Origin of the sequence: Archangium gephyra (assembly GCF_049060025.1) — a bacterium.
GTDB classification, from domain to species: Bacteria; Myxococcota; Myxococcia; order Myxococcales; family Myxococcaceae; genus Archangium; species Archangium gephyra_A.
The window spans coordinates 9,978,977-9,998,319 of record NZ_JBMEQQ010000002.1; the positions used below are offsets into that span (position 1 = coordinate 9,978,977).

The following is a 19,343-nucleotide window of genomic DNA, read 5'->3' on the forward strand; positions in this document are numbered from 1 at the left end:
GCACTACCTCGCGTAGCGCTCGAGGATGAACTCGAGCGTCGCGCTGGGGGTGGCACCGAAGCGCAGGAAGTAGAACCGCTCGCCCTTCAGGACGGGGAAGCGGGCCTGGTGGGTGATGCCGGGGCACACCGCGGTGGTGGGGCTGACCTCCACGGGCACGCCCACCCCGTCCAGCTCCTCCCAGGCGCCCACCGGGAGCTCCTGGTTCAGGTACAGCACGATGAGCTCGTCCTGGTCCGGCTTGGAGAGGAACTCCGTGTAGCCCTCGTGGGAGCCCCCGTCCGCCTCGGGGAGCGTCACGCGGTAGCGCGCATGGCCCTCGGTCGTCGGCGGTGGGAAACCGAACGGGGGCATGTTGGGCGCGGCCTCGACGTTCCGCGGAGCGCTCACGAGGGAGTGGGTGCAGGCGTGCTCGAGCGCGCCGTCGCGCTTGCCCGTCGTGAAGTCCAGCCTGCCGTCACCCAGGAAGGTGCTGGCATCGAGCCGGTTGCCAGCGGCGGCGCTCCTCAACGCACCCAGGTCCAGCGCGTACGTGGATTCCTCCTCCAGCGGCGGGCCCCCTTCCTCGGGAGCGGTGAGGGTGACGGTGAGCATGAGGCCGTCGGGAGACCACTGGCCCGTCAGCGAGCGCGGCGGCAGCGTGCTGTCCGTGCGGTTCACCAGCGTCACCTGCGCGAAGGCCGGGTCCATGGCCGCGCTGAACGTCACGGTGAGCACCTTGCGGAAGTACGTGCCCGGGCGGCTCGCCGCGCCGTCGTAGTACATCTCCACCGGGTACACGTCCGGGGCGCCCTCCGCCACGCTGGCGGAAGCCACGGCCGCGCGGGGACGGTCCGAGCCGGTGTGGAAGTCCAGCGTGCCGTCACCCAGCAGCACCGTGCCGTCCAGCGCGTTGCCGGCCATGTCCTGGAAGCCCTTCAGCTCCAGGGTGTGCGCCTCGTCATGGCTCAGCCCCGTGACGGGCACCTTCAGCGTGTGGCCCGTCCAGGCCGGGGGGCCGAGCTTCAGCCCGCTCGAGGGCACCAGCGTCCCCGTGTCCGGCTTCATGGGCTCGCTGAAGGTGATGGACACCTCGGAGGTGGCGCCGGGAAGCACGGCCTCCGCGCGCTCGGTGGGGGAGGTGGCCGTCACCGTGGGCGGCTGCGTGTCCGCTCCCGAGGGCGGTGGGGGCGCCGGAGGAGGGCCGTCGCAGGCCGTCAGGGCCAGGGCGCAGGCGGTGAGCAGGGCGGTGCCAGGGATGGGTCGCATCGTTCGGGGTTCCTCACAGACGAGGGGTGGAAATGGCACCGGGGCGGCCTCGGGAGGAGACCGCCCCGGCTCGCGGGCACTCGCCCGCTTCGGTCAGCGGGGGACTAGTTCGTCAGCGAGCCGTTGCAGTTCTCGTCCACGCTGTTGCCGGTGATCTCCGTGGCCGAGGGGTTGATGCTGGCGTTGGTGTCGTTGCAGTCGAAACGCCGGGTGATGTAGCCGGAGGGCGGCACGCACGCGGTGAGGACGGAGACGCTGGTGTTGCCCCAGGTGTCGTTGTCCGAGTCCTGGTAGTAGCGGGTGGCGTAGTCCTCCACGCGCTCGGCCACCACGCCCACCAGGTTGCCCGAGGCCGTGCCCAGGTCCACCTGGTAGTCCGTGGTGGTGCTGGCCAGGTCATACACGGTCACTGTCAGCAGCCCGCAGCCCGAGACGGACACGGTGTGGCTGAGCGCCGGGCTCAGCGTGGTGGCGCCATTCTTCACGGTGAGGGTGTTTCCCTGCGTCCGGTAGAAGGCCCAGGAGCCCGCGGTGGCCGGGCGGAACTTCACCGTCCCCGTGGCGCCGGCCGGCAGCGTCACGTCGTACTGCTTGTGCGCGGTGTTGATGCCAGGCGTCGAGGCGGTGAGCCCGCTCGTCGCCGTCACCGCCAGGTGGTCCGCCGCGTTGTTCGAGTGCACGCAGGAGTGCGAGGTGATGCTGGCGCCGAGCGCCGTGCAGCCGGCCTCCAGCGAGGCCTCCTGCTGCCAGGTTCCCTGCTCCTCCTCGAGGGCGGGGCCACAGGCCGCCAGCGACAGGCCCACGAGCGCACCGCAGACGTTCCGCATCGTCATCTTCATGGTTGGTTCCTTTCGACGTGAACCGGGAGCGGCGCGGCGCCATGCGCCCGCACCACGTGCTCCCCGGCACCCGCACTGATGACGCATGTGCAATTGAGTTGCAACAGTCTCGATGCCGTTTCCGCTGCGGGCTACGGCAGGTGCTCGATGACGAGGCCCAGCTCGGGCAGCGGGGTGGGGCCGAAGGTGACGGTGTATTGGACCTTGTCCGTCAGCTCGTAGCCCACCATGTGCACCAGGCCGCCCTGGCAGACGCCGTCGCGGAGCGCCTCGGGGATGGGCGAGGTGGCGGCCACCTCGAGGACCTTCGCGCCCTCGCGCACGGCGAGGGGAACGCCGGCGTCGCTCAGGTAGGCGATGAAATCACCCGTGGCGTAGGCCTTGAAGTTGAAGGTGCCCACGTACTGCCCGCCCTCGGGGCGCAGCTTCACGGTGTAGTGCGTGTGGAAGGAGTCCACGCGGGGCAGCCGGTCCACGGCCGCCGTCACCGTGGCGAAGGGGCCGTTGCCGACGTGCCAGCACGCGTGCTCGCCGTTGTCGCCGAAGTCGAAGCCGTCCCTCGGCACGTAATCCGGGTCCGGCAGGCACGACAGGCCCTGCTCGGACGCCAGGTGGCCGCGGTCGCAGTGGCACCAGTCCCCCGTGGCCTCGCGGTGGATGTGGCCGTGGGGCGCGCACGGATCCGCCTGCTCCTGGGGCTGCTCGCCGGGAGGCTCGGGATCTGTCTCGGGGGAACGGCCGCAGGCGGCAATCACCACCGCACAGGCGGCCAGGGCAGGGAATCGGAGGAGGGGACGCATGCCTCCCTTCCTTGCCGTATCACCATGGAAAATGCAACTGCGATACAGAAGTTGCTACTCCGCGTGATCGTGGGCCGCTTCCTCGATGACGAGGGTGAACTGGGAGTTGCGCTGCGCGAGGGCCTTGAACTCCAGGCGGTACTCCACGCCGGCCTCGAGGTCCGCGACGACGGCGGTGCGCAGGCTGCCGCACGCCTCCTCGGGCACCTGGACGCGGCACTCGCGCGCCACCTCGGTGGTGCCGTTGAAGATGCGCAGGCCGCGCTGGCGCGACAGCAGGAAGGCGTACTCGCCGGACTCCTCGGGGATGAAGTTGACCGCGCCGCCGTACCCGTAGGCGCCGGTACGGACCGGCAGGGTGATGTTGTAGGCGATGTGCGGCACGCTGACGTCCACGAACGGGTAGGTGCCCAGCGGCGCGGCCGCCACGGCCTCGAAGGGCCCGAAGTCACCGTGCACGCAGGCGTGCTCGGCCACCTCGAGCAACTCCGTGGCCTCGGGCTCCGCGCAGGCCGCGAGCAGCGTGTCCTGCCGCTCCTCCAGCTCCATCTCCGGGGGCTCGGCCTCGATGCCGCCGCAGCCGCTGAGCAGCAGTGCCACGCTGGAGGCGAACAGGCTCTTCCTGAACAGGTTCTTCATGGTGTGACTCCTCTGGGGGTAGGGGACTGCCGGTGTTCGATGAACACGCGGCAATGTGCCATCACCATGTAAAAGCAATCAAGTTGCATTTGTGTCCGAGGCGCTTTTTCCCCGCCGGGCGGTCCGGAAGCGGCGTGGCCAGCCATGGGGGAAATGTCCTCGGCCCTGCTGTCTCTACCGGCCCTGCACGTTCCAGGACTCGCGCAGCGTGCTGGGAATGCGGAAGGGGGGCCGCCCGGACCCGCGGTTCATCCACACCATCCCCTCCACCAGCTTGCGGCCGAACAACTCCGAGATCTTCGCCACCACCCGGGAGTGGTCTCCCAGCTCGTCCGAGGCCTTGTTCAGCATCGACAGCGGGCCGATCAGATGCCGCGTCCAGTCCGCGGGCGGCACCTTCAGCATGTCGGAAACCTCCTCGCCCAGGATGTGGCGCATGAGCGAGGCGGCGATCCCATCGAAGAGATTTCCCGGCGTGACGTGCTCGGCCATCTGGATGAGCGCGCGCGTCAGCTCCTGCCCCTCGGGGCTCGCGCGGAAGTGGCGCCGCTGGATGACCGCGGCGAGCGCCGCGCAGTCCTCCACGTCGTCCGGGAGCACGGCCGCCTCCAGCCCCATCATGTGCCCCACCACCTTCCAGCAATGGATGTAGGCGTTCTGCTCCTGCCTGGAGAGCGTGCAGCCCAGCTTCTCGAGGCCCACGATGACCGCGTACGAGAAGTCGACCAGGGTTCCCGCCAGGTCCTCCTGGTTGATGGGGTGGCCCCACTCGGGGTTCCACTCGCCGCTCTGCAGCAGGAGGTGGCGCACCGCCGCGTGCATCAGGCGCACCTTCTGGGCGCTGCGGATGCCGCTGCCGCCCGGTGCCAGCCCGTCCGGCGCCAGCACGTCGATCAGCATCTGCGCCGTCTCCATGATGCGGCGGAAGGGGTCCGTCGCCAGCCGGGCGGTGAGGTGGATGACCTGGACGCCCTTGGCCGCCGCGTAGCTCGCCGGCAGGGCCCCGCAGAAGAGGGAGACGACGGCCTGCGGCCCATACCGGCCGAACAGCGCCTCGCCCTGACGCACCAGCTCCGGGTCCGCCCAGTCCGGGAGCCGGGCCGTGCGCAGCAGGTACTCGCGCAACATCTCCGGGAGCTCCTCGGGGACGAGCTGATCGTTGCGGATGAGCTGCTTCAGCAGGACGTTGGCGGTCTCCACCTGTCCCTGCTGGAACAGGTTCTTCACGGTCTCGTCGGCGAGCGGATCTCCCCGCTGGCGGAAGCCTTCGAGAATCTCATCGGTCCATCGATTGGCACGCATGGGCGGGGGCATTCTAGCCGGGTGCTCCCGTTTCGCTCGAAATGAGCCGGGGAGCCGGGCAGGCGGGCGGCTGAGTCTCCTCACGGAGAGTGCGTTGCCGTTCCGGCCAGAGGAGCCCCAGCTTTCCTGGAGGCTCGTATCGCCAGGGAGGGTGGAACGTTGAGCGTGGAACCAGAGAGGCCCATCCGCTCGCCAGTCGAGCCCGTGAACGACCGGGAGCCGGTGGTCGTGCCTCGCTCCCAGGTAACGGTGAAGACGGTGCTCACCATCTGCGCCACCGTGGTGGGGGTGCTGGCCGCCATCTACCTCTTCATCCACGGCATCGTCACCCTCACCCTCACCGTGACGGCCATCCTCCTGGCGGTGGCCTTCAACCACGGGGTGGACCGGCTGGAGAAATGGGGCCTGAAGCGGCCGATGGCGATCGCCGCGGTGATGCTTCTCGTCCTGGGCGCGCTCGTGGGGGTGGGCTTCCTCATCGTCCCCGCCACGGTGGCCCAGGTGCGCGACCTGGTGGAGCGCCTGCCAGAGCTCAACGAGCGCATGCACCAGACCCGGTTGTTCCAGTGGCTCGACGCGCGGCTGGGCCTGGAGCAACGGATGGGAGCGCTCGGAAAGGACGACTCCGGACTCCTCCAGCAGGCGGTGGATCCGGCCCTGCGCGTGCTGGGGGGGCTACTAGCGGGAGTGGGCGCCTTCGTCACCGTGCTCTTCCTCGTCGTCTTCATGCTCGTCTACGGCGGCCGGGTGGTGCGGGGCGTGCTCGCCGAGTCGCTCCCGGCCCACCGCCAGCGCTACGAGCGGGTGCTGGACAAGGTGTACCAGGCGGTGGGGGGCTACCTGAGCGGGTTGGCCCTCATCGGCGTGGTGAACGCCGTCTGCGCCACCGTCTTCCTGGCCATCCTCGGCGTGCCCTACTTCCTGCCGCTCGGCATCCTCTCCGGCCTGGGCAGTCTCATCCCCCTGCTGGGCGCTACCGCGGCCGGCCTCCTGATCGCGGTGGTGGCGTACGCCTCGGGCGGGCTCTGGGCCTTCCTGGGGGTGGGCTTCTACGTCACGCTCTACCAGCAGTTCGAGAACCACGTGCTGGCGCCCGTCATCTACAAGCGCACCGTGGAGCTCAACCCGCTGGTGACGCTGCTCGGCATCATCCTCTTCGCGGAGCTGGCCGGTGTGCTCGGCACCTTCCTGGCGGTGCCCATCGTGGGCACCTGTCAGATCGTCATCCGCGAGCTGCTCCTCCTGCGGCGCGAGCGCCTCGGTCTGCCGCTGAAGGGAGATGTGGCGGAGCAACTCCAGAAGCGGGCTCCCTGGCGTCCACCCTTCTGGCGCCGGCCCCGCCACGTGTGAGGCGCCCGGTGGCGCCTGGAAGGAAGGACAGCGGCATGCCTCGGGAAGTCACGGACTCGGAGGGAATCACCTGGTCGTGCATCCAGGCCTTCGCGGGACTGGGCAAGGACGCGGAGAAGGTGGAGGCCGCCCGGGTGGACGGCTCCCGCAACCGCTTCCACGTCGTCTGCACGCCGAGCGGGGGCGCGAAGTCGGTGCGCGTCGAGCTGCCCGGAGACTGGGAGAAGGGCCTCTCCGACGAGGCGCTGCTGCGGGCCATCCAGGAAGAGCTGGCCCGGCAGCAGTAGGCTCAGCGCTCGGGCCGGTACATGGCGGCCGTGCGCTGGGCCAGGAAGCCGCGGGGGAGCAGCCGCGCGGCGAACGTCAGCGTCTGGTTGATCAACCCGGGGACGTAGAGCTCCTTGCGGTGGATGAAGGCCCGCACCGCGTGCGCGGCGCAGTCCGGGGCGCTCATCACCCCCAGGTCCCCCGACTTGAAGCGGTTGGAGAGGCCCGTCCTGTCGAGCATCTCCGTGGAGATGCCACCCGGGGCGAAGACGGTGACGGACACGCCCTGGGGCCGCAGCTCCTGCGTCAGCGCCTGGCCATAGCTGGTGACGAAGGCCTTGGTGCCGCTGTAGGCCGCCTGGTACGGCACCGGGATGAAGCCCGCCACGCTGGAGACGAACATCAGTCCGCCCTGGATTCCACGCTCGACGAGGTAGCGCGCGAAGAGGGTGGAGAGGCGCACCAGGCTGGTGACGTTGGTGTTCAGCATGGACTGGAATTCGTTCCACTCCAGCTTCAGGGCATCTCCCCAGTACGCCACGCCGGCGTTGAGGACGACGCCGTGGATTTCCCGCTCGTGCGTGGCCTCGGTGAAGACGCGCTCCACGTCCTCGGGCCGCGACAGGTCGGCCACGATGAAGGCGGCCTGCACGCCGTAGCGCGAGCGCAGCTCCTCGCACAGCGCCTCCAGACGATCCTTCCGCCGGGCCACCACCAGCACGTTGCCGCCCTGGTCCCTCGCGATGGACCGGGCCATTTCCACGCCCAGTCCGGAAGAGGCGCCGGTGACGAGGGTCCAGCGCGTCCGAAGCTCCATCATCCGATTCATGCCGGGCACCCTACCCCGTGGACGCCGGGCGCGCATGGTCCGCGAGCAGTCCAGAAGCGGGGGAGGGGGGTGCTTCAGGGCCTCGACCCGGCCCCCTCCCGAAGGGGAGAGGGCGGGGAGGCCAGGCGGGGAGGTGACTCCCCGCCCGGGTGCTACCTGCGATTACGGCGTGGCGGGGTCGATCAGCGACATCAGCCAGCCCGCGCGCTCGTGGCCCGACCTGTTCCACTGGGGGTTCTTGCCGTCCACCACCTGCGTGTCGGTGAACGTCGGGGCGCCCGTGGTGGAGCCCGTGCTCATCGTGCCGCCGTAGAAGGTCGGGTGGGTGTTGTCCGACTGGATGTAGTCGAAGCTGACGCCCGAGCTGACGAAGTGCGTGTTGGCGTCGCGCAGCGTGCCGGCCAGCGTGCCGGTGATGCGGGCCACGTAGGCGGCCTCGGTCTCACCGTGGACGTAGCGCAGGGCCTCGCGGTCGATCTTCCCGTCACCGTTGGAGTCGTAGTCCGCGCCCATGTACTCGGCGAACGCGTCCGCGCACTGGAAGCCGTTCTGCGCCGCCAGGTTGCAGGTGCGCCAGTTGCTCTTGGCCAGGTAGGGCAGGAACTTGGCGCGCTTGTTGATCCGGGTGCCGGTCGTGGAGTCCGTGCAGTTGGTGAGCACGTTGTCCGCGTCGAAGCCCGGGTAGTAGATGTTCATGACGATCTTGGCCTTGGCCGTCGTCGCGTACGTGTTGATGGCCTGCATGGCCCGCTGCGTGTACGTGGTGCAATTGGCCAGGGCGGTGTCCAGCCCGGCGTAGCTGCAGGTGCCCGTCTGGTCCGTGAAGGCAGAGCGCGCCTGCAGGTAGTCGTTGCCGCACATCTCGAACATCACCACGCGGGTGTTGGTCGCCTGCATGTACGAGCGCTCGGCGACGATCTTGTTGTTGTAGATGTCGTCGGCCCGGGCGCCGGACTTGGTGCGGCGGACGACCTCGATGTCGGAGTTGAAGCTCTGGGCCAGGTACTCGCCCTCGACGGCGGGCGCCGCGCGCTTGGCCACGCTGAAGAGGCCACCGTTGTAGCCGGCGAAGATGGAGTCGCCGTAGGCCACGACGCGGTACTTCGTGGTCGTGCCCGCGCGGTCGATGGTCCACGACGTGTTCTGGTTGATGGTGCTCGCGAGCGCGTCGCCGCCCAGCACGAGGCTGGCCGTGAGCGTCACGGCGAGGGACACACCCTGCCCGTTGAGACGAGAGAACATGGAGACTCCTGGAATCGAGATTTAGGGGTGAAACAGGAGCACGGCTTATTGGCCGGCATCGCCGGTATAACAGAAAGTTTGGCCAATTCGTACTGGTTGAGACGAATTCGGGAGGGGCGCGGTTTGCCTGAGGCGTCAATCAATGACAGGCCGCGTCATCTCCCCGGTGACGCGGTGGGCCGTGAATGCGTTGTCATCTATTCATCATTCGCGCTGTTCTGGCATCGCATGGAGGGGCCCGCCGTTTCGTCGTGCGTGACACCGGGCCGCTCGGGCATGAATCCACTCCACCCTCCGGTTCTCGAGGAGAGGCCTCACTTTCGCGGGGAGTTGCTGGGATGAGCGCACCACCGGCCCGGGTCGTCCACGACGCCTGGAACATCTACGTTGCTCAGACCGGGCGCGGACCGCTGTTCGTGTCCTTCGACGAGGACGCCGCACGGGAGGACCTGACGGGAACCTTGCGGCACTGTGTCCGGGTCGCCGTGAGCATCCACCACCCCAACCCGAACGGCGGCCCGGTTCCGCCGGAGTCGGACCGGCTCAACGTGCTGGAGGACGCGCTCTGCGCGGCGCTGGAGTCGGCGGGCGTCGAGTGCCGGCTGGTCGCGCGGCTGACGCATCAGGGCACCCGCGAGTGGGTCTTCCAACTGGAGGCGCGGGAAGCCTTCCTGCCGGTGGTCGAGGCCTGGAAGGGGGAGTGCCCGGACTACCACCCGGTGCGGCTCCGCGAGCACGAGGGGTGGGAGTACTTCGATGCCTGCATCCGCCCGGACGAGGCGACGTGGCGCTGGTTGGCGGATCAACGCACCGTGGAGCGGCTCGTGGAGGCGGGGAGCGATCCCAGCCGGGAGCATGCCCTCGAGTTCGTCTTCTTCGGCTCCGGCGAAGCGCTGGCGGCGGTGGCCCGCGCCCTGCGTGAGCGCGGGTACACCCGCCCGGCGGAAGCTCCCGCGGAGGAGGGGACCCTGGTGATGGTCAAACGCCTGCCGTTGGACCTGGAGGCCATCTCGGCCGAGTCGGAGGCCAACGACGAGCTGGCGGACTCGCATGGGGCTGACTTCGATGGGTGGGGGGCCTCCGTCGTCCGGTGAGGCGGCGGCCGCTACTGCCAGGAGACGGCGTACACCACGCGGCCCTGCTCCAGGTCGGTGACGAGGATGTCCACCCGGCCCTGCTTGGAGACGCGCCGCAGGTACATGTCGAAGGTCCCCGCGAGCGACTCCGGGAAGGTGCCCGAGCGCAGCAGCGCGGGAGGAAAGCCCTCCAGCACCATCTCGGCGCTGCCGTCGTTCACCGCCTCCCGGCGCGGCTGGTAGACGATCTTCCCGCAGTCCCGGAAGGCCTGCTCCCAGGCGTAGCTGGTCCACTTCAGCATCGCCTGGGGGGTCAACCCGAAGAGCCGCACCGCCCCATCGAAGAAGGACTGCAACAGCGGGTAGGTCATCATGCGCTCGGCGAGGCCCGCGAAGAAATGGCGGAAGCCCGGATCCCCCAGCACCTGGTGGAGGGCGTCGGACAGCTTGATGTTCTGTTCGAGGGGAACCCAGCCCAGCCGGGGGGTGGCTTCGATGAGGGCAATCACCGGCTCCGGGACGAGCGGGAATACCTGGTGTTGCTTCTCGGCGGGCAGGTTCCTGGCCGCGTCGAGGATCATCCTGGACATGAAGCCGCGAATGGCGGGCTGAGCGGGCATGACCCGCCCATTCTGGCACACACGGGCGTGGCTAGCGCACGAGCCGCAGCGTGCGGTAGCCGGGGATTTCCGCCGCGCGCGCCCGGATCTCGAACCAGTTGTCGCGGTACGGGTGGCCTCCGCGCGCGAGCTGCCAGAGCGAGGCGAGCGCGTAGAGGGGCAGGAACAGCGGGCCGAGGACGAGCGTCTGCATGACGTGCGCGCGCTCGTGGCGCACCAGGCGGATCTGCCTGGGGCCATCCGCGCTGGAGTAGGTGACCACGGCGCCAATGGTGAAGGCGGCGATGTGGAAGCGGCGCATGTACCAGGCGAGAGGCCCGCCCGGTTGGACGACGAAGTGGAGGATGCCTTCCTCGTCCACCGACTCGAGGCGGGCGAAGAGCATGGCGAGCATCAGGCCCAGTATCGTCACTGGGAGTGCCCAGACGTAACCGGCGAACCAGAGCACCTTCCTCATGAGGGCATGATGCCAGCATGCCGGGAGGAACAGCGTGCCCGCCGGAGGTGAGCTGGCGGCTTCCTGACAGCAGGACCGGGAAGTGACTCGAATCGGGAAGAGGACCGTGAGTAAGAGGCCTTCCCATGGCCGCTAGCGAACACACCTCCTGGTGATGATTGCTGGCCGCGTCCTGGGTCCCGGGGCGGATGTCCGCGCGCCCCTCATCGCGGGCGGCATCGTCACGGGCATTGGCGTGCTGTACCTCGTCCGGCGGCCAAGCAGACGGGAGTCCGGCGAGCGCCCGGAAGGGGCGTTATAGATTCTTCCCGAATGACCGCCCCCCTGGAACAACCGTCCATCTCCACTGGGCCCGAGGGCGTGGACGCCCTGGCCGCGCTGCTGCGGGGCCGCCGACTCGTGGTGCTCACGGGTGCCGGGTGCAGCACGGAGTCGGGCATCCCGGACTACCGGGGGCCCGGCACGCTCGCTCGTGCCCGCAACCCCATCCAACATCGCGAGTTCCTCACCAAACCCGAGGTGCGCACGCGCTACTGGGCCCGGAGCCTGCTCGGCTGGCCGCGTTTCTCCTCGGCCCGTCCCAATGCGGCACACCAGTCGCTCGCCACGCTGGAGCGGGAGGGCCAGGTGCTGGGCCTCATCACCCAGAACGTGGACCGCCTGCACCATGCCGCCGGTAGCCAGCGGGTCATCGAGCTTCATGGGGCGCTCGCCCGGGTGCGGTGCCTGGACTGTGAGTCCTTCGAATCCCGGGTGGAGGTGCAGGAGCGCCTGCTTGCCCTCAATCCCGGCTTCGCGGAGCGGACCGCCGAGTTGAGGCCCGATGGGGATGCGGAGCTGCCCGTCGAGGCGGTGCGGGCCTTCCTGGTGGCGGACTGCGCCCGTTGCGGCGGGACGCTGAAGCCGGATGTGGTCTTCTTCGGCGACAACGTCCCACCGCCCACCGTGGAGGCCGCGTTCGCGCTGCTCGAGGAGGGGGACGCGTTGCTGGTGGTGGGCTCGTCCCTGGCCATCTACTCGGGCTTCCGCTTCCTCCAGCGAGCGGCGGACCGCCACATGCCCATCGGCCTCGTCAACATGGGCGAGTGCCGTGGGGGGGAGTTGGTGGATGTGCGGGTGGAGGGCCGTGCGGGCGAGGTGCTCCCCCTGCTCGCGGCGGCCCTCGCCACGGGTTGAGCCCGAGTCCTGTTGTACGGCACGGCGCTCCGGTCCAATCTCCCGAGGCCCCCGCAACCCGAGAGGACCCGATGCCCGCCGTCATCCGCCCCGCGACTCCAGAGGACCTTGCGGCACTGGCCGCCGCGCTGGCGCCGCTCCCCCTCTTCAAGGCCTATGGCCTGGAGGCCCCGGCCCTGGCGGCCCGCTTCCGGGGCGCGCTGGAGCGGGGCGAGGGTCTGCTCATGGCCACCGACGAGAGCGGCCCGGTGGGCGTGTGCTGGTACCTCACCCGGGGCACCTTCGGCACGGGGGCCTACCTGCGGACGCTCGCCATCCGGGAAGACCGCCATGGCTCAGGGCTCGGCGCGCAACTGCTCGCGGCGTACGAGGCCGGGTGTGGAGAGCCCTCCGGGGGCTACTTCCTGCTCACCTCCGACTTCAACGAGGGAGCGCAGCGCTTCTACCAGCGCCACGGGTACCGCCAGGTGGGCCAGCTCCCGGGCTTCGCCGTCCCGGGGGTCACCGAGCTCGTCTTCTGGAAGCCGCGCGTCAGGGGATGACTTCCGCCACCATGGGACGCTCGGGCTCCTCGGAGGGCTGGCACGTGGGCCAGGTGGTGTCCTCGAGCAGCGTGCCCACCGTGACGAGCTCGAAGCCGCGCTTGCGCAGCCCCTTGATGATGCCCGGCAGCGCCGCGGCGGTGGCGAAACGCTTGTGGTTCATGTGCAGCACCACGATGCCCCCGGGGCTCGCCTTGCGCACCACCCAGTTCACCAACTGGTTCGCGGTGATGTTCGTGTCCGGGTCCCCCGAGGGCAGATCGTAGTTGAGGGTGACGAGCGCCGCCTTGGACGCGAGCCAGGCCACACGCCTGTCCACCTCGCCAAAGGGCGGGCGGAAGTACTTGGGGATGTGGCCCGTCAGGTCATAGATGACCTGCTGCGTGCGCTGCAGTTCCTCCAGCACCTTCCCGTCGTCCTTCACCTTGGGCATGTGCGGATGGGAGAAGGTGTGGTTGCCGAACTCGAAGTCCGGGTACTGCGCGAGCTCCTCGAGGCGCCCCGGGTTGGCCAGCGCCCAACCGCCGCCGATGAAGAGGGTGGCCGGCGTCCCGGTCTCCACCAGGGTGCGGATGATGCGCCCGTCATACTGGTTGTGGCGCGTGGAGCAGGCGTCGAAGGTGAGCGCCACCCGCATCCGGTTGCGGCTCCCGTTCGTCACGATGGGCGCCGTCAGGCAGGCCGTGGGCTCCGGGGGGGCGGGTGCCTTCGCCTCTCGAGGAAGGGCCTCGGGCTCCACGGGTGGAGTCCAGACACAAGCGCTCGTGGCGAGGGCCACCAGCGTCAGCAGGCAATGCACGGGCGACCAACGGGCCATGATGTCCGACGCGCTCCTGTCGTCCGCCAGCGGGCGGATGGAACGGCGCAGGTATAGCGCGGATGGCTCCCCGGTTGTTGGGTGCGCGACGAGCAGTGCACCCAGGTGACGGGCCGTGTGGCACCCGGGGCGGAGGTTTACGGAGTCCTCGAATTCGGATGCCTCCAGCGGACCGGCGAGAGCCTTGACGCGCGAGCCGGAGCAGGTCTGGCAGGGGCTCAGGGCCGCGGGTCCGCGAACAACGTCAGGCTGAGCGACAGGTCCTGATGCACGTTGCCCAGGCCTGGGATGTAGCCCTGCTCGCCGAAGGTGCACAGGCCCAGCAGGGGGACGCCCGGCAACAGCCGCGAGAACGTCCGCAGGCCCTCGTCCACGCGCGGCCCCAGTGCACCCGCGCACCCGGCGCAGAAGATGAGCGCCGCGCCCTTCACCTCCCGCGAGTTCAATCCACCCTGCGCCAGCGCCATGTCGATGAGGTGGGCCACGTCGTTCACCAGTCCCTCGGCGGTACCGGTCATCAAGCACACCTCGTCCTGCGGCTCGATGCGGGCGAAGACGTCCACCGCTCCCCGGTCCGCGTGGACGTGGGCCGGGTGCACCGTCACGTAGTGGTCCCGGTGGCTCACGCCGCGGCGGACGCCGATGGGCCGCAGCGCCGTCTGCGCGAGGATGTTGCCGCCCGCGCGCACCTGCTCGTCGATGGAGCCCTCCATCCAGCGTCCCAGCACCTGTGCGGCGGGTTGGCCATCCAGCGTCAGCAGGGTACGGCCCTCCGCCCCGTGGCCCGGGCCGCGACACCCGTGGGGACGTAGGGCGTGGACAGCGCCGTTCCCACGCGCAGCTCGCCGAACAGGCCCAGCAGCGACACGCCCGCGGGTACGGGGCCCTCGTGCGTGAAGACGCTCCACTGTCCGGCGATGGCATGGTCCGCGGCGCTGCCTCCCTGGCACGGCACGTCCGGGCACACGCTCGCGATGCCCTCCAGCATCGCCTCCTCCACACCGGGCGAGGCGTTGAAGAGAATCATCCGCGGCATCTTCCTTCCCGCCTTGCGCACCAGCTCCCGCGCCGCTGCCTCACCGGCCCGCCGGCCGTCCGGCTCGGTGGAGGAGGCCACGAAGGCCACCCCCGGTGCGCCGCCCACCAGCATCACCGCCACCGCGCCATGGCCCTCGTTGCGGACACCGGCCGAGGTGAGCACGCCCAGGGACGTGGTCACCCCGTGCAGTGGGACACCGGCCAGCACCTCCCGGAAGGCGGTGTGGACGCGCGCGGCCTCGTAGTCCACCGTCGCGGTGATGTAGGCCGCCTGGGCGGGCGCTCCTCCGAGCTGCGCGCGTGCCTGCTCCACCGCCGCCTGGACGGCCTTCTCCACATCCACGGCATCTCCGATTCCGACTCCGATCGAGACCGTCATCTTCATGCCTCCGAAAGAAGCTCCTGGAGCTCCTTCAGTTCCTGGGCCGACAACAATTGGGGCAGTGCCTGCTCCAGCCGCCGCAGTGCGTCCGGCGGGTCTGGATCATTCGGACTGATGCTGCGGACGTTTACCCCGCTCATCATGATGAGGCGCGCGACACCGAAGCCGAGCTTGCGCTTTTCAACGTAGGAGGTGATCCGGCTGATCCTGTTGGCCATGGGGTTCGCGGGTGCTCACCGGGAGCGGAGGGCAATCTCCGTGAGTTCCTCGTCCGTGAGGGGCAAGGGGTTGGCCTTCATGCTACTGGCTGCCTTGGCCCGGGCGACGAGCCGTGGCACGTCGGCCTCCGAGAGGCCATAGCGCCCGAGGCCCGGCACGCCCAGTGCCTGGCACAGCTCCGTCACCCAGGAAATGCCGTCCTCGGCCCGGGCATCCGCGCGCCCGGTGAGGAGCACCGCCACCTCCTGGAAGCGCGGAAGCGCCGGGTGCGACGGAGCCCGGGCCCGGAGCGCGCGCAGGTTGACCTCCAGCGTGGCGGGCAGCAGCGCCGCGCACACCGCGCCATGGGGCGCCTCGAACATGCCTCCCACCGGGGCCGCGAAGCCATGCACCGCGCCCAGGCCCGCGTTGGCCAGGCACAGCCCACCGAAAAGGCTCGCGAGCGCCAGGTCCTCCCGCGCCGCCGCGTCGGGGCCTTCCAACACCGCGCGGCGCAGCGAGCGCGCCGAGCGGCCCATGCCCTCACGCGCCAGCGCGTCGGTGAGCGGGTTGGCCCGGGCCGAGAGGAAGGGCTCGAGGAGCTGGGAGAGCGCGTCCAGTCCGCTGGAAGCGAGGACCGCGGGGGGCGCGCCCACCAGCAACTCCGGATCCACGAGGGCCAGCCGGGGCAACATGAGGGGACTGCGGAGGCTCGCCTTCACCTGGGCGTCCTTCACCCCCAGCACCGCGTTGCGCGTCACCTCGGAGCCGGTGCCCGCGGTGGTGGGAATGGCCACCAGGGGGAGCGAGGGCCTGGTCAGCGCCTGTCCCCGGCCCACCACTTCCAGGTAGTCGAGCGGGTCTCTCCCGTTGGCGGCCAGCGCGGCGATGGCCTTGCCCGCGTCCAGTGCGCTGCCCCCACCGAACGCCACCACCGCATCGCATTGCCCGGCGAGCGCGGCGGCGGTTCCCTCGCGCACCCGCTCCACGGTGGGCTCGCCCTCCACCGTGAACGTCACGCTGGAGAGGCCCATCCGGCCGAGACCCTCGCGCAATGGCCCGGCGCGCGTGGGATCCCGGCCCGTGACCAGCAGCACCTTGTGCCCGCCCAGGGCCTTCACCGCCTCGGGAAGCTCGGCCAGCCGGCCCGCTCCGAAGACGATGCGTGTGGCGGTGGCGAACTCGAAACCCGGCATGCCCATCTCACCACCCCGCATCGTCGGGGAAGCTGTTGACGTACTTCCGGGAGGTGCGCGGCTCGGCCATCATGGGCGCCACGGTGTCCCGCCACTTCAGATAGTGGGCCGTCTCCTTGTGGGCGGCTGGCGCCTGGGGCGTCTTGTAGACCTCGACGAGCACGAACCGCGTCGGGTCCTCGGTGTCCTGGACGACGTCGAAGCGGGAGATGCCGGGTTCCTTCACGCTCTCCCGCGCGTTGGCCAGGGTGGCCTCGCGAAAGGCTTCAACCGACTCGGGCTTGACGTGGACGTGCACGTGGACGACCAGCAGGCTGTTGGGCATGGGCCCACAGAATACCCGGGTGACTCCCTGCCGGGCGGGATTCACGGGTCCAGGTGTCGAGCCGGAGTCGTTGCGGCCCCACGTCTGGGCGCTCAGCCTACCGCGCGCACGGGCGGCATGAGGCCATCCAGGAGCGCCTCCATGAGCCGCTCCACCTCCTCCAGCGGCACGCCCTGAATGGTGAGGAGGGTCTTGCCTCCCTTGAGGGTCGTCTTGAACTGCACCCGAGTGCCCTGGGCGAAGTGGCGCGCGAGGCTCTCCCGCATGAACTCGACGCGGGCCGCGTCCGCGGCGGGGATGGTCGCCCGGGACGGCTTGCGCTTGTTCTTCACGGCCAGCTTCAGCTCCTCCATGGTGCATTCGGCGAAGGGCTTCTGCGCCACGCGCCCGTCCTCCTGCGGGACGTCGATGGGCGTGGCACCCGGGTCACCGCTCGTGGGCTGGATGTCGGCGGCCACTGCGTAGGTGCGCAAGGTGGTCAGGTTCATCACGCCGTACTTCCGCACGCCTCCTCGGTGAACTCCCGGGCCACGGCGCCGTACCGGCTCAGCGTTGCCTGCGAGAGCGTCTTGATGTGCTGGCTGAAGAACTGCTGGGCGCTGTCGTACTGGTTCTTCTCCGCCAGCTTGTTGTCCACGGTGTAGTTGTAGAGGCGGCCGATACTGTAGTGACCGGCGTTGCCCTGCTCCAGGTAGCTGAGGATGGAGTCCCGCACCTGCTCGAGCGTCAGTTCGGGCAGGGTGTTGCTTCCGTTCGTCTTTTCCATGACTGCTCCCCCCAATGAGGTGGAACCGCGAGAGTGCGGCTGCGCGGTATCAAGCAACCCAAGGGCCAGGAGGCATGCCTGTGTATTCGACCGTTTACGCGCCAGGGCATGGCAAGGGAGTCCCGGCTCTCGGAGGGCACATCCGAGATAGGAGACACCTGCGGTCTTTTCTCCCCGGTGCATTCCACTTCTCGCCGGCGAGAAGTGAAACGAGGTGGGTGCATTCCACTTCTCGCCGGCGAGAAGTGAAACGAGGTGGGTGCATTCCACTTCTCGCCGGCGAGAAGTGAAACGAGATGGGGCAGCGCTCGTGTCAGTCCCGCTCGGGACTGATGGCGCGGGTCGGCGTCTCGTCAGAGGGCGGCTGTGCGCTGGGGTGGCCCGTGAAGACGAGCGGCGCGGAGAGTGCCTCCTGGTACTCCATCTCGGTGAGATCACCCCCCTCGTACAGCACCCTCAGCAACTCGTTCACGTGCTTCGTCCAGATTTCGGAGAGTGTCCCCCGGCTGCAATACACGTGATAGCGCACCGGGTTGGGGATGATGGTGGCCAGGAAGGCCGACTCGCGGACGCTCAGCTCTCGCGCGTCCTTGCCGAAGTAGTGTCGTGCCGCTTCGCCAATGCCATAGAGACCGGGGCCCCACTCGATGATGTTGAAATACACCTCGAGCAGCCGCTCCTTGGGCACCGAGGCCTCCAGCCCCAGCGTGAGAAACGCTTCCTTCACCTTGCGCGCGTAGGTCTTCTCCCGGGACAGGAAGAGATTCTTGGCGAGCTGCTGGGTGAGGGTGGATCCGCCGCGCACCTTGTCGTCCGCGGGGGCGAACAGGATGTTCCGGAGCGAGTCGAAGTCGAAGCCCCGGTGCGTCCAGAAGGCCGCATCCTCGCTCCGCAACACCGCCCGCACCAGCGGACGCGGGAGCTCGGCCAGTGGCAGGTATGCGGGGTTGTCCGGGCCGATGTGCAGCTCCCGTCCGCGACCCTCGGCCGTCAAGGGCCGGTACTCGAAGGGCTCGCGCAGCCAGCCCAGGGGCCCCGCCCGGGCGGACTGCTTCAGCTCCGACAGGTCCAGCTTCGCCTTCACCTCCCAGTCCCGGCGCTGGTGAATCGGACCCGAGAGGGCCAGCGAGGCCTGGAAGTGGCCCTCCAGCCGCGCCAGCTCCGTACCGGGCACCAGTGCCGGGGGCAGGGCCGCCATGGCCTGCTCGAAGGAAAGCGGTCGCAGCTCCGCTTGCACCGAGAAATGGGGCGCTCCGCTCCAGGTGGCCTCGCCCCGCACCTCGACATGTGCCGCACGCTGCTCCCCCACCGTCAGCCGCAGGGACTCGAGCTTCACGTGCCGCCGCTCCACGTCCCAATTCGCCCGGCCCTCGGCCAACAAGGAGAGCGGCCCCACCGGCTCCGGAGCGAGCTGGGGGCTGCTCACGGTGAGCCCCATCAGCGCTCCGGAGAAGGTGGCCCCCGTCGCGTCCATCCGGACCTCACCCTCCAGCGTGCCCCCTTCCATGCGCCACGGAGGCTCCGCGAGCGACAGCCATGGGCCCGCCGGGATGCCCCGCCCCTGAAGCGTCCCCGAGATGCCTGTCTCCCCTCGTTGGACGGACAGCACCGCGCTGCCCCCGCCGGGCATCTCTGCTGTCGCCTCCCACCGGGACGCTTCCGCCGGGCCTTCCCTCCTCACCCGTGCCGACAACGGTCCCCACTCCACCCGGCCATGGCGCTCGAAGGCCAGGCGCACGTCCTTCAGCTCCAGCTCGGGAAACTCGCGGGGAGCACCTTCCGCCGAGGACGAGGACGGACGCCGTTTCTGGCGCACCTCGCGCACCCGCTCGACGAGTGCCCGCACCTCCTGCCCCTGGGGCCCGGCCTCCACCTGGACACCCGCGAGGACCACGCGGCTCGCCTCGACGTGGCCCGACAACAGGGACAGCCGCCGGAGGTGGACGGTGACACGCGAGATGCGCACCACCGGAGCGCCCTCCGGCCGCGTACCTGGAAGCTCCACGGGCCCGAGCGTCACCGTGCCGGTCCACCCGGCGTGGAAGTCGTCGCCGATGTGCACGGGGCCCAGCCGGGACTCCAGCGCGGGCTTCACCCGGGCCAGTACCTGGCTGCGTGCCGCCTCTCCGCGCAGCCATCTCCGGCCAGCCCCCACGCCCGCGGCGAGCAGGAGGGCGAACAGCAGGAGGACGACACGGCCTCGCTTGAAGGGGGGGCGCGGGAGGGACATGAGG

General features: G+C 69.7%; 23 protein-coding genes. 5 read left to right on the forward strand and 18 right to left on the reverse strand.

The window, feature by feature from the left end:
- Positions 1 to 3: 3 nt before the first annotated feature.
- The 5 genes from ACN28I_RS43605 to ACN28I_RS43625 all read right to left on the reverse strand — a co-directional run bounded on the left by ACN28I_RS43605 (position 4) and on the right by ACN28I_RS43625 (position 4,828).
- A complete protein-coding gene (locus ACN28I_RS43605; protein ID WP_420947777.1) occupies positions 4 to 1,248 on the reverse strand; it encodes an Ig-like domain-containing protein in 1,245 nt (414 codons plus the stop codon).
- 104 nt (positions 1,249 to 1,352) lie between these two features.
- Positions 1,353 to 2,087: a putative metal-binding motif-containing protein gene (locus ACN28I_RS43610; RefSeq protein ID WP_420947778.1), complete on the reverse strand. Its 735-nt coding sequence runs from the start codon at positions 2,085 to 2,087 to the stop codon at positions 1,353 to 1,355.
- A gap of 131 nt (positions 2,088 to 2,218) precedes the next feature.
- Positions 2,219 to 2,887, reverse strand: coding sequence for a hypothetical protein (locus ACN28I_RS43615; RefSeq protein ID WP_420947779.1), 669 nt, complete (start codon positions 2,885 to 2,887; stop codon positions 2,219 to 2,221).
- A 54-nt stretch (positions 2,888 to 2,941) separates the two neighbouring features.
- Positions 2,942 to 3,526: a hypothetical protein gene (locus ACN28I_RS43620; protein WP_420947780.1), complete on the reverse strand. Its 585-nt coding sequence runs from the start codon at positions 3,524 to 3,526 to the stop codon at positions 2,942 to 2,944.
- Positions 3,527 to 3,700: 174 nt separating this feature from the next.
- On the reverse strand, positions 3,701 to 4,828 hold the full coding sequence (locus ACN28I_RS43625) for an oxygenase MpaB family protein (protein WP_420947781.1): 1,128 nt from the start codon (positions 4,826 to 4,828) through the stop codon (positions 3,701 to 3,703).
- Between the two features lie 165 nt (positions 4,829 to 4,993).
- Between ACN28I_RS43625 and ACN28I_RS43630 the strand changes: the two genes are divergently transcribed.
- Together ACN28I_RS43630 and ACN28I_RS43635 are read left to right on the forward strand one after the other, a co-directional pair.
- Complete coding sequence (locus tag ACN28I_RS43630) at positions 4,994 to 6,178, forward strand: AI-2E family transporter (protein ID WP_420948830.1); 1,185 nt, start codon at positions 4,994 to 4,996, stop codon at positions 6,176 to 6,178.
- 35 nt (positions 6,179 to 6,213) lie between these two features.
- On the forward strand, positions 6,214 to 6,465 hold the full coding sequence (locus tag ACN28I_RS43635; RefSeq protein WP_420947782.1) for a hypothetical protein: 252 nt from the start codon (positions 6,214 to 6,216) through the stop codon (positions 6,463 to 6,465).
- A gap of 2 nt (positions 6,466 to 6,467) precedes the next feature.
- On the opposite strand, the gene ACN28I_RS43640 is transcribed toward ACN28I_RS43635, so the two are convergent.
- Together ACN28I_RS43640 and ACN28I_RS43645 are read right to left on the reverse strand one after the other, a co-directional pair.
- A complete protein-coding gene (locus ACN28I_RS43640) occupies positions 6,468 to 7,274 on the reverse strand; it encodes an SDR family NAD(P)-dependent oxidoreductase (RefSeq protein ID WP_420947783.1) in 807 nt (268 codons plus the stop codon).
- Between the two features lie 162 nt (positions 7,275 to 7,436).
- Positions 7,437 to 8,516, reverse strand: a complete 1,080-nt coding sequence (locus ACN28I_RS43645) for an SGNH/GDSL hydrolase family protein (RefSeq protein WP_420947784.1) — start codon at positions 8,514 to 8,516, stop codon at positions 7,437 to 7,439.
- A 338-nt stretch (positions 8,517 to 8,854) separates the two neighbouring features.
- Between ACN28I_RS43645 and ACN28I_RS43650 the strand changes: the two genes are divergently transcribed.
- On the forward strand, positions 8,855 to 9,610 hold the full coding sequence (locus ACN28I_RS43650) for a DUF695 domain-containing protein (RefSeq protein WP_420947785.1): 756 nt from the start codon (positions 8,855 to 8,857) through the stop codon (positions 9,608 to 9,610).
- Between the two features lie 11 nt (positions 9,611 to 9,621).
- Here the strand turns inward: ACN28I_RS43650 and ACN28I_RS43655 are convergent, their stop codons facing one another.
- Positions 9,622 to 10,212 (reverse strand): hypothetical protein, encoded by a 591-nt coding sequence (locus ACN28I_RS43655; protein WP_420947786.1) that lies wholly within the window; start codon positions 10,210 to 10,212, stop codon positions 9,622 to 9,624.
- Positions 10,213 to 10,243: 31 nt separating this feature from the next.
- A complete protein-coding gene (locus ACN28I_RS43660; protein ID WP_420947787.1) occupies positions 10,244 to 10,669 on the reverse strand; it encodes a hypothetical protein in 426 nt (141 codons plus the stop codon).
- A 312-nt stretch (positions 10,670 to 10,981) separates the two neighbouring features.
- Here ACN28I_RS43660 and ACN28I_RS43665 point away from each other — a divergent pair, with 312 nt between their 5' ends.
- Together ACN28I_RS43665 and ACN28I_RS43670 are read left to right on the forward strand one after the other, a co-directional pair.
- Positions 10,982 to 11,845 carry an NAD-dependent protein deacetylase gene (locus ACN28I_RS43665; RefSeq protein WP_420947788.1) on the forward strand — a complete coding sequence of 288 codons (864 nt, stop codon included), beginning with the start codon at positions 10,982 to 10,984 and terminating at the stop codon, positions 11,843 to 11,845.
- Positions 11,846 to 11,916: 71 nt separating this feature from the next.
- A complete protein-coding gene (locus ACN28I_RS43670) occupies positions 11,917 to 12,387 on the forward strand; it encodes a GNAT family N-acetyltransferase (protein ID WP_420947789.1) in 471 nt (156 codons plus the stop codon).
- Here ACN28I_RS43670 and ACN28I_RS43675 read toward each other — a convergent pair.
- The 9 genes from ACN28I_RS43675 to ACN28I_RS43715 form a co-directional block, all read right to left on the reverse strand.
- Entirely contained in the window at positions 12,377 to 13,204 is an 828-nt protein-coding gene (locus tag ACN28I_RS43675) for a polysaccharide deacetylase family protein (protein ID WP_420947790.1), read from the reverse strand. The genes ACN28I_RS43670 and ACN28I_RS43675 overlap by 11 nt on opposite strands.
- Positions 13,205 to 13,422: 218 nt before the next feature.
- Positions 13,423 to 13,932, reverse strand: a complete 510-nt coding sequence (locus tag ACN28I_RS43680; protein ID WP_420947791.1) for an FIST C-terminal domain-containing protein — start codon at positions 13,930 to 13,932, stop codon at positions 13,423 to 13,425.
- Between the two features lie 26 nt (positions 13,933 to 13,958).
- Positions 13,959 to 14,621 (reverse strand): FIST N-terminal domain-containing protein, encoded by a 663-nt coding sequence (locus ACN28I_RS43685; RefSeq protein WP_420947792.1) that lies wholly within the window; start codon positions 14,619 to 14,621, stop codon positions 13,959 to 13,961.
- Positions 14,622 to 14,623: 2 nt separating this feature from the next.
- Entirely contained in the window at positions 14,624 to 14,842 is a 219-nt protein-coding gene (locus ACN28I_RS43690) for a hypothetical protein (RefSeq protein ID WP_420947793.1), read from the reverse strand.
- A 15-nt stretch (positions 14,843 to 14,857) separates the two neighbouring features.
- Positions 14,858 to 16,024, reverse strand: coding sequence for an iron-containing alcohol dehydrogenase (locus ACN28I_RS43695; protein ID WP_420947794.1), 1,167 nt, complete (start codon positions 16,022 to 16,024; stop codon positions 14,858 to 14,860).
- A 1-nt stretch (position 16,025) separates the two neighbouring features.
- A complete protein-coding gene (locus tag ACN28I_RS43700) occupies positions 16,026 to 16,343 on the reverse strand; it encodes a putative quinol monooxygenase (protein ID WP_420947795.1) in 318 nt (105 codons plus the stop codon).
- A gap of 92 nt (positions 16,344 to 16,435) precedes the next feature.
- Positions 16,436 to 16,849 (reverse strand): hypothetical protein, encoded by a 414-nt coding sequence (locus ACN28I_RS43705; protein WP_420947796.1) that lies wholly within the window; start codon positions 16,847 to 16,849, stop codon positions 16,436 to 16,438.
- Positions 16,831 to 17,109: a hypothetical protein gene (locus ACN28I_RS43710; RefSeq protein ID WP_420947797.1), complete on the reverse strand. Its 279-nt coding sequence runs from the start codon at positions 17,107 to 17,109 to the stop codon at positions 16,831 to 16,833. The genes ACN28I_RS43705 and ACN28I_RS43710 overlap by 19 nt, the downstream gene beginning before the upstream one ends.
- 313 nt (positions 17,110 to 17,422) lie before the next feature.
- The gene (locus ACN28I_RS43715; RefSeq protein ID WP_420947798.1) at positions 17,423 to 19,339 is read right to left on the reverse strand and encodes a transglycosylase domain-containing protein; all 1,917 of its coding nucleotides are present in this window, start codon (positions 19,337 to 19,339) and stop codon (positions 17,423 to 17,425) included.
- Positions 19,340 to 19,343 lie beyond the last annotated feature (4 nt).

What these genes read in the sequence shown, in the direction of transcription:
- ACN28I_RS43675 (WP_420947790.1), bottom strand. Translation starts at nt 13,204, where the DNA reads ATGGCCCGTTGGTCGCCCGTGCATTGCCTGCTGACGCTGGTGGCCCTC.
- ACN28I_RS43710 (WP_420947797.1), bottom strand. Translation starts at nt 17,109, where the DNA reads ATGGAAAAGACGAACGGAAGCAACACCCTGCCCGAACTGACGCTCGAG.
- ACN28I_RS43620 (WP_420947780.1), bottom strand. Translation starts at nt 3,526, where the DNA reads ATGAAGAACCTGTTCAGGAAGAGCCTGTTCGCCTCCAGCGTGGCACTG.
- ACN28I_RS43605 (WP_420947777.1), bottom strand. Translation starts at nt 1,248, where the DNA reads ATGCGACCCATCCCTGGCACCGCCCTGCTCACCGCCTGCGCCCTGGCC.
- ACN28I_RS43635 (WP_420947782.1), top strand. Translation starts at nt 6,214, where the DNA reads ATGCCTCGGGAAGTCACGGACTCGGAGGGAATCACCTGGTCGTGCATC.
- ACN28I_RS43690 (WP_420947793.1), bottom strand. Translation starts at nt 14,842, where the DNA reads ATGGCCAACAGGATCAGCCGGATCACCTCCTACGTTGAAAAGCGCAAG.
- ACN28I_RS43655 (WP_420947786.1), bottom strand. Translation starts at nt 10,212, where the DNA reads ATGCCCGCTCAGCCCGCCATTCGCGGCTTCATGTCCAGGATGATCCTC.
- ACN28I_RS43665 (WP_420947788.1), top strand. Translation starts at nt 10,982, where the DNA reads ATGACCGCCCCCCTGGAACAACCGTCCATCTCCACTGGGCCCGAGGGC.
- ACN28I_RS43715 (WP_420947798.1), bottom strand. Translation starts at nt 19,339, where the DNA reads ATGTCCCTCCCGCGCCCCCCCTTCAAGCGAGGCCGTGTCGTCCTCCTG.
- ACN28I_RS43685 (WP_420947792.1), bottom strand. Translation starts at nt 14,621, where the DNA reads ATGACGGTCTCGATCGGAGTCGGAATCGGAGATGCCGTGGATGTGGAG.
- ACN28I_RS43660 (WP_420947787.1), bottom strand. Translation starts at nt 10,669, where the DNA reads ATGAGGAAGGTGCTCTGGTTCGCCGGTTACGTCTGGGCACTCCCAGTG.
- ACN28I_RS43700 (WP_420947795.1), bottom strand. Translation starts at nt 16,343, where the DNA reads ATGCCCAACAGCCTGCTGGTCGTCCACGTGCACGTCCACGTCAAGCCC.
- ACN28I_RS43640 (WP_420947783.1), bottom strand. Translation starts at nt 7,274, where the DNA reads ATGAATCGGATGATGGAGCTTCGGACGCGCTGGACCCTCGTCACCGGC.
- ACN28I_RS43650 (WP_420947785.1), top strand. Translation starts at nt 8,855, where the DNA reads ATGAGCGCACCACCGGCCCGGGTCGTCCACGACGCCTGGAACATCTAC.
- ACN28I_RS43615 (WP_420947779.1), bottom strand. Translation starts at nt 2,887, where the DNA reads ATGCGTCCCCTCCTCCGATTCCCTGCCCTGGCCGCCTGTGCGGTGGTG.
- ACN28I_RS43625 (WP_420947781.1), bottom strand. Translation starts at nt 4,828, where the DNA reads ATGCGTGCCAATCGATGGACCGATGAGATTCTCGAAGGCTTCCGCCAG.
- ACN28I_RS43670 (WP_420947789.1), top strand. Translation starts at nt 11,917, where the DNA reads ATGCCCGCCGTCATCCGCCCCGCGACTCCAGAGGACCTTGCGGCACTG.
- ACN28I_RS43695 (WP_420947794.1), bottom strand. Translation starts at nt 16,024, where the DNA reads ATGGGCATGCCGGGTTTCGAGTTCGCCACCGCCACACGCATCGTCTTC.
- ACN28I_RS43645 (WP_420947784.1), bottom strand. Translation starts at nt 8,516, where the DNA reads ATGTTCTCTCGTCTCAACGGGCAGGGTGTGTCCCTCGCCGTGACGCTC.
- ACN28I_RS43610 (WP_420947778.1), bottom strand. Translation starts at nt 2,087, where the DNA reads ATGAAGATGACGATGCGGAACGTCTGCGGTGCGCTCGTGGGCCTGTCG.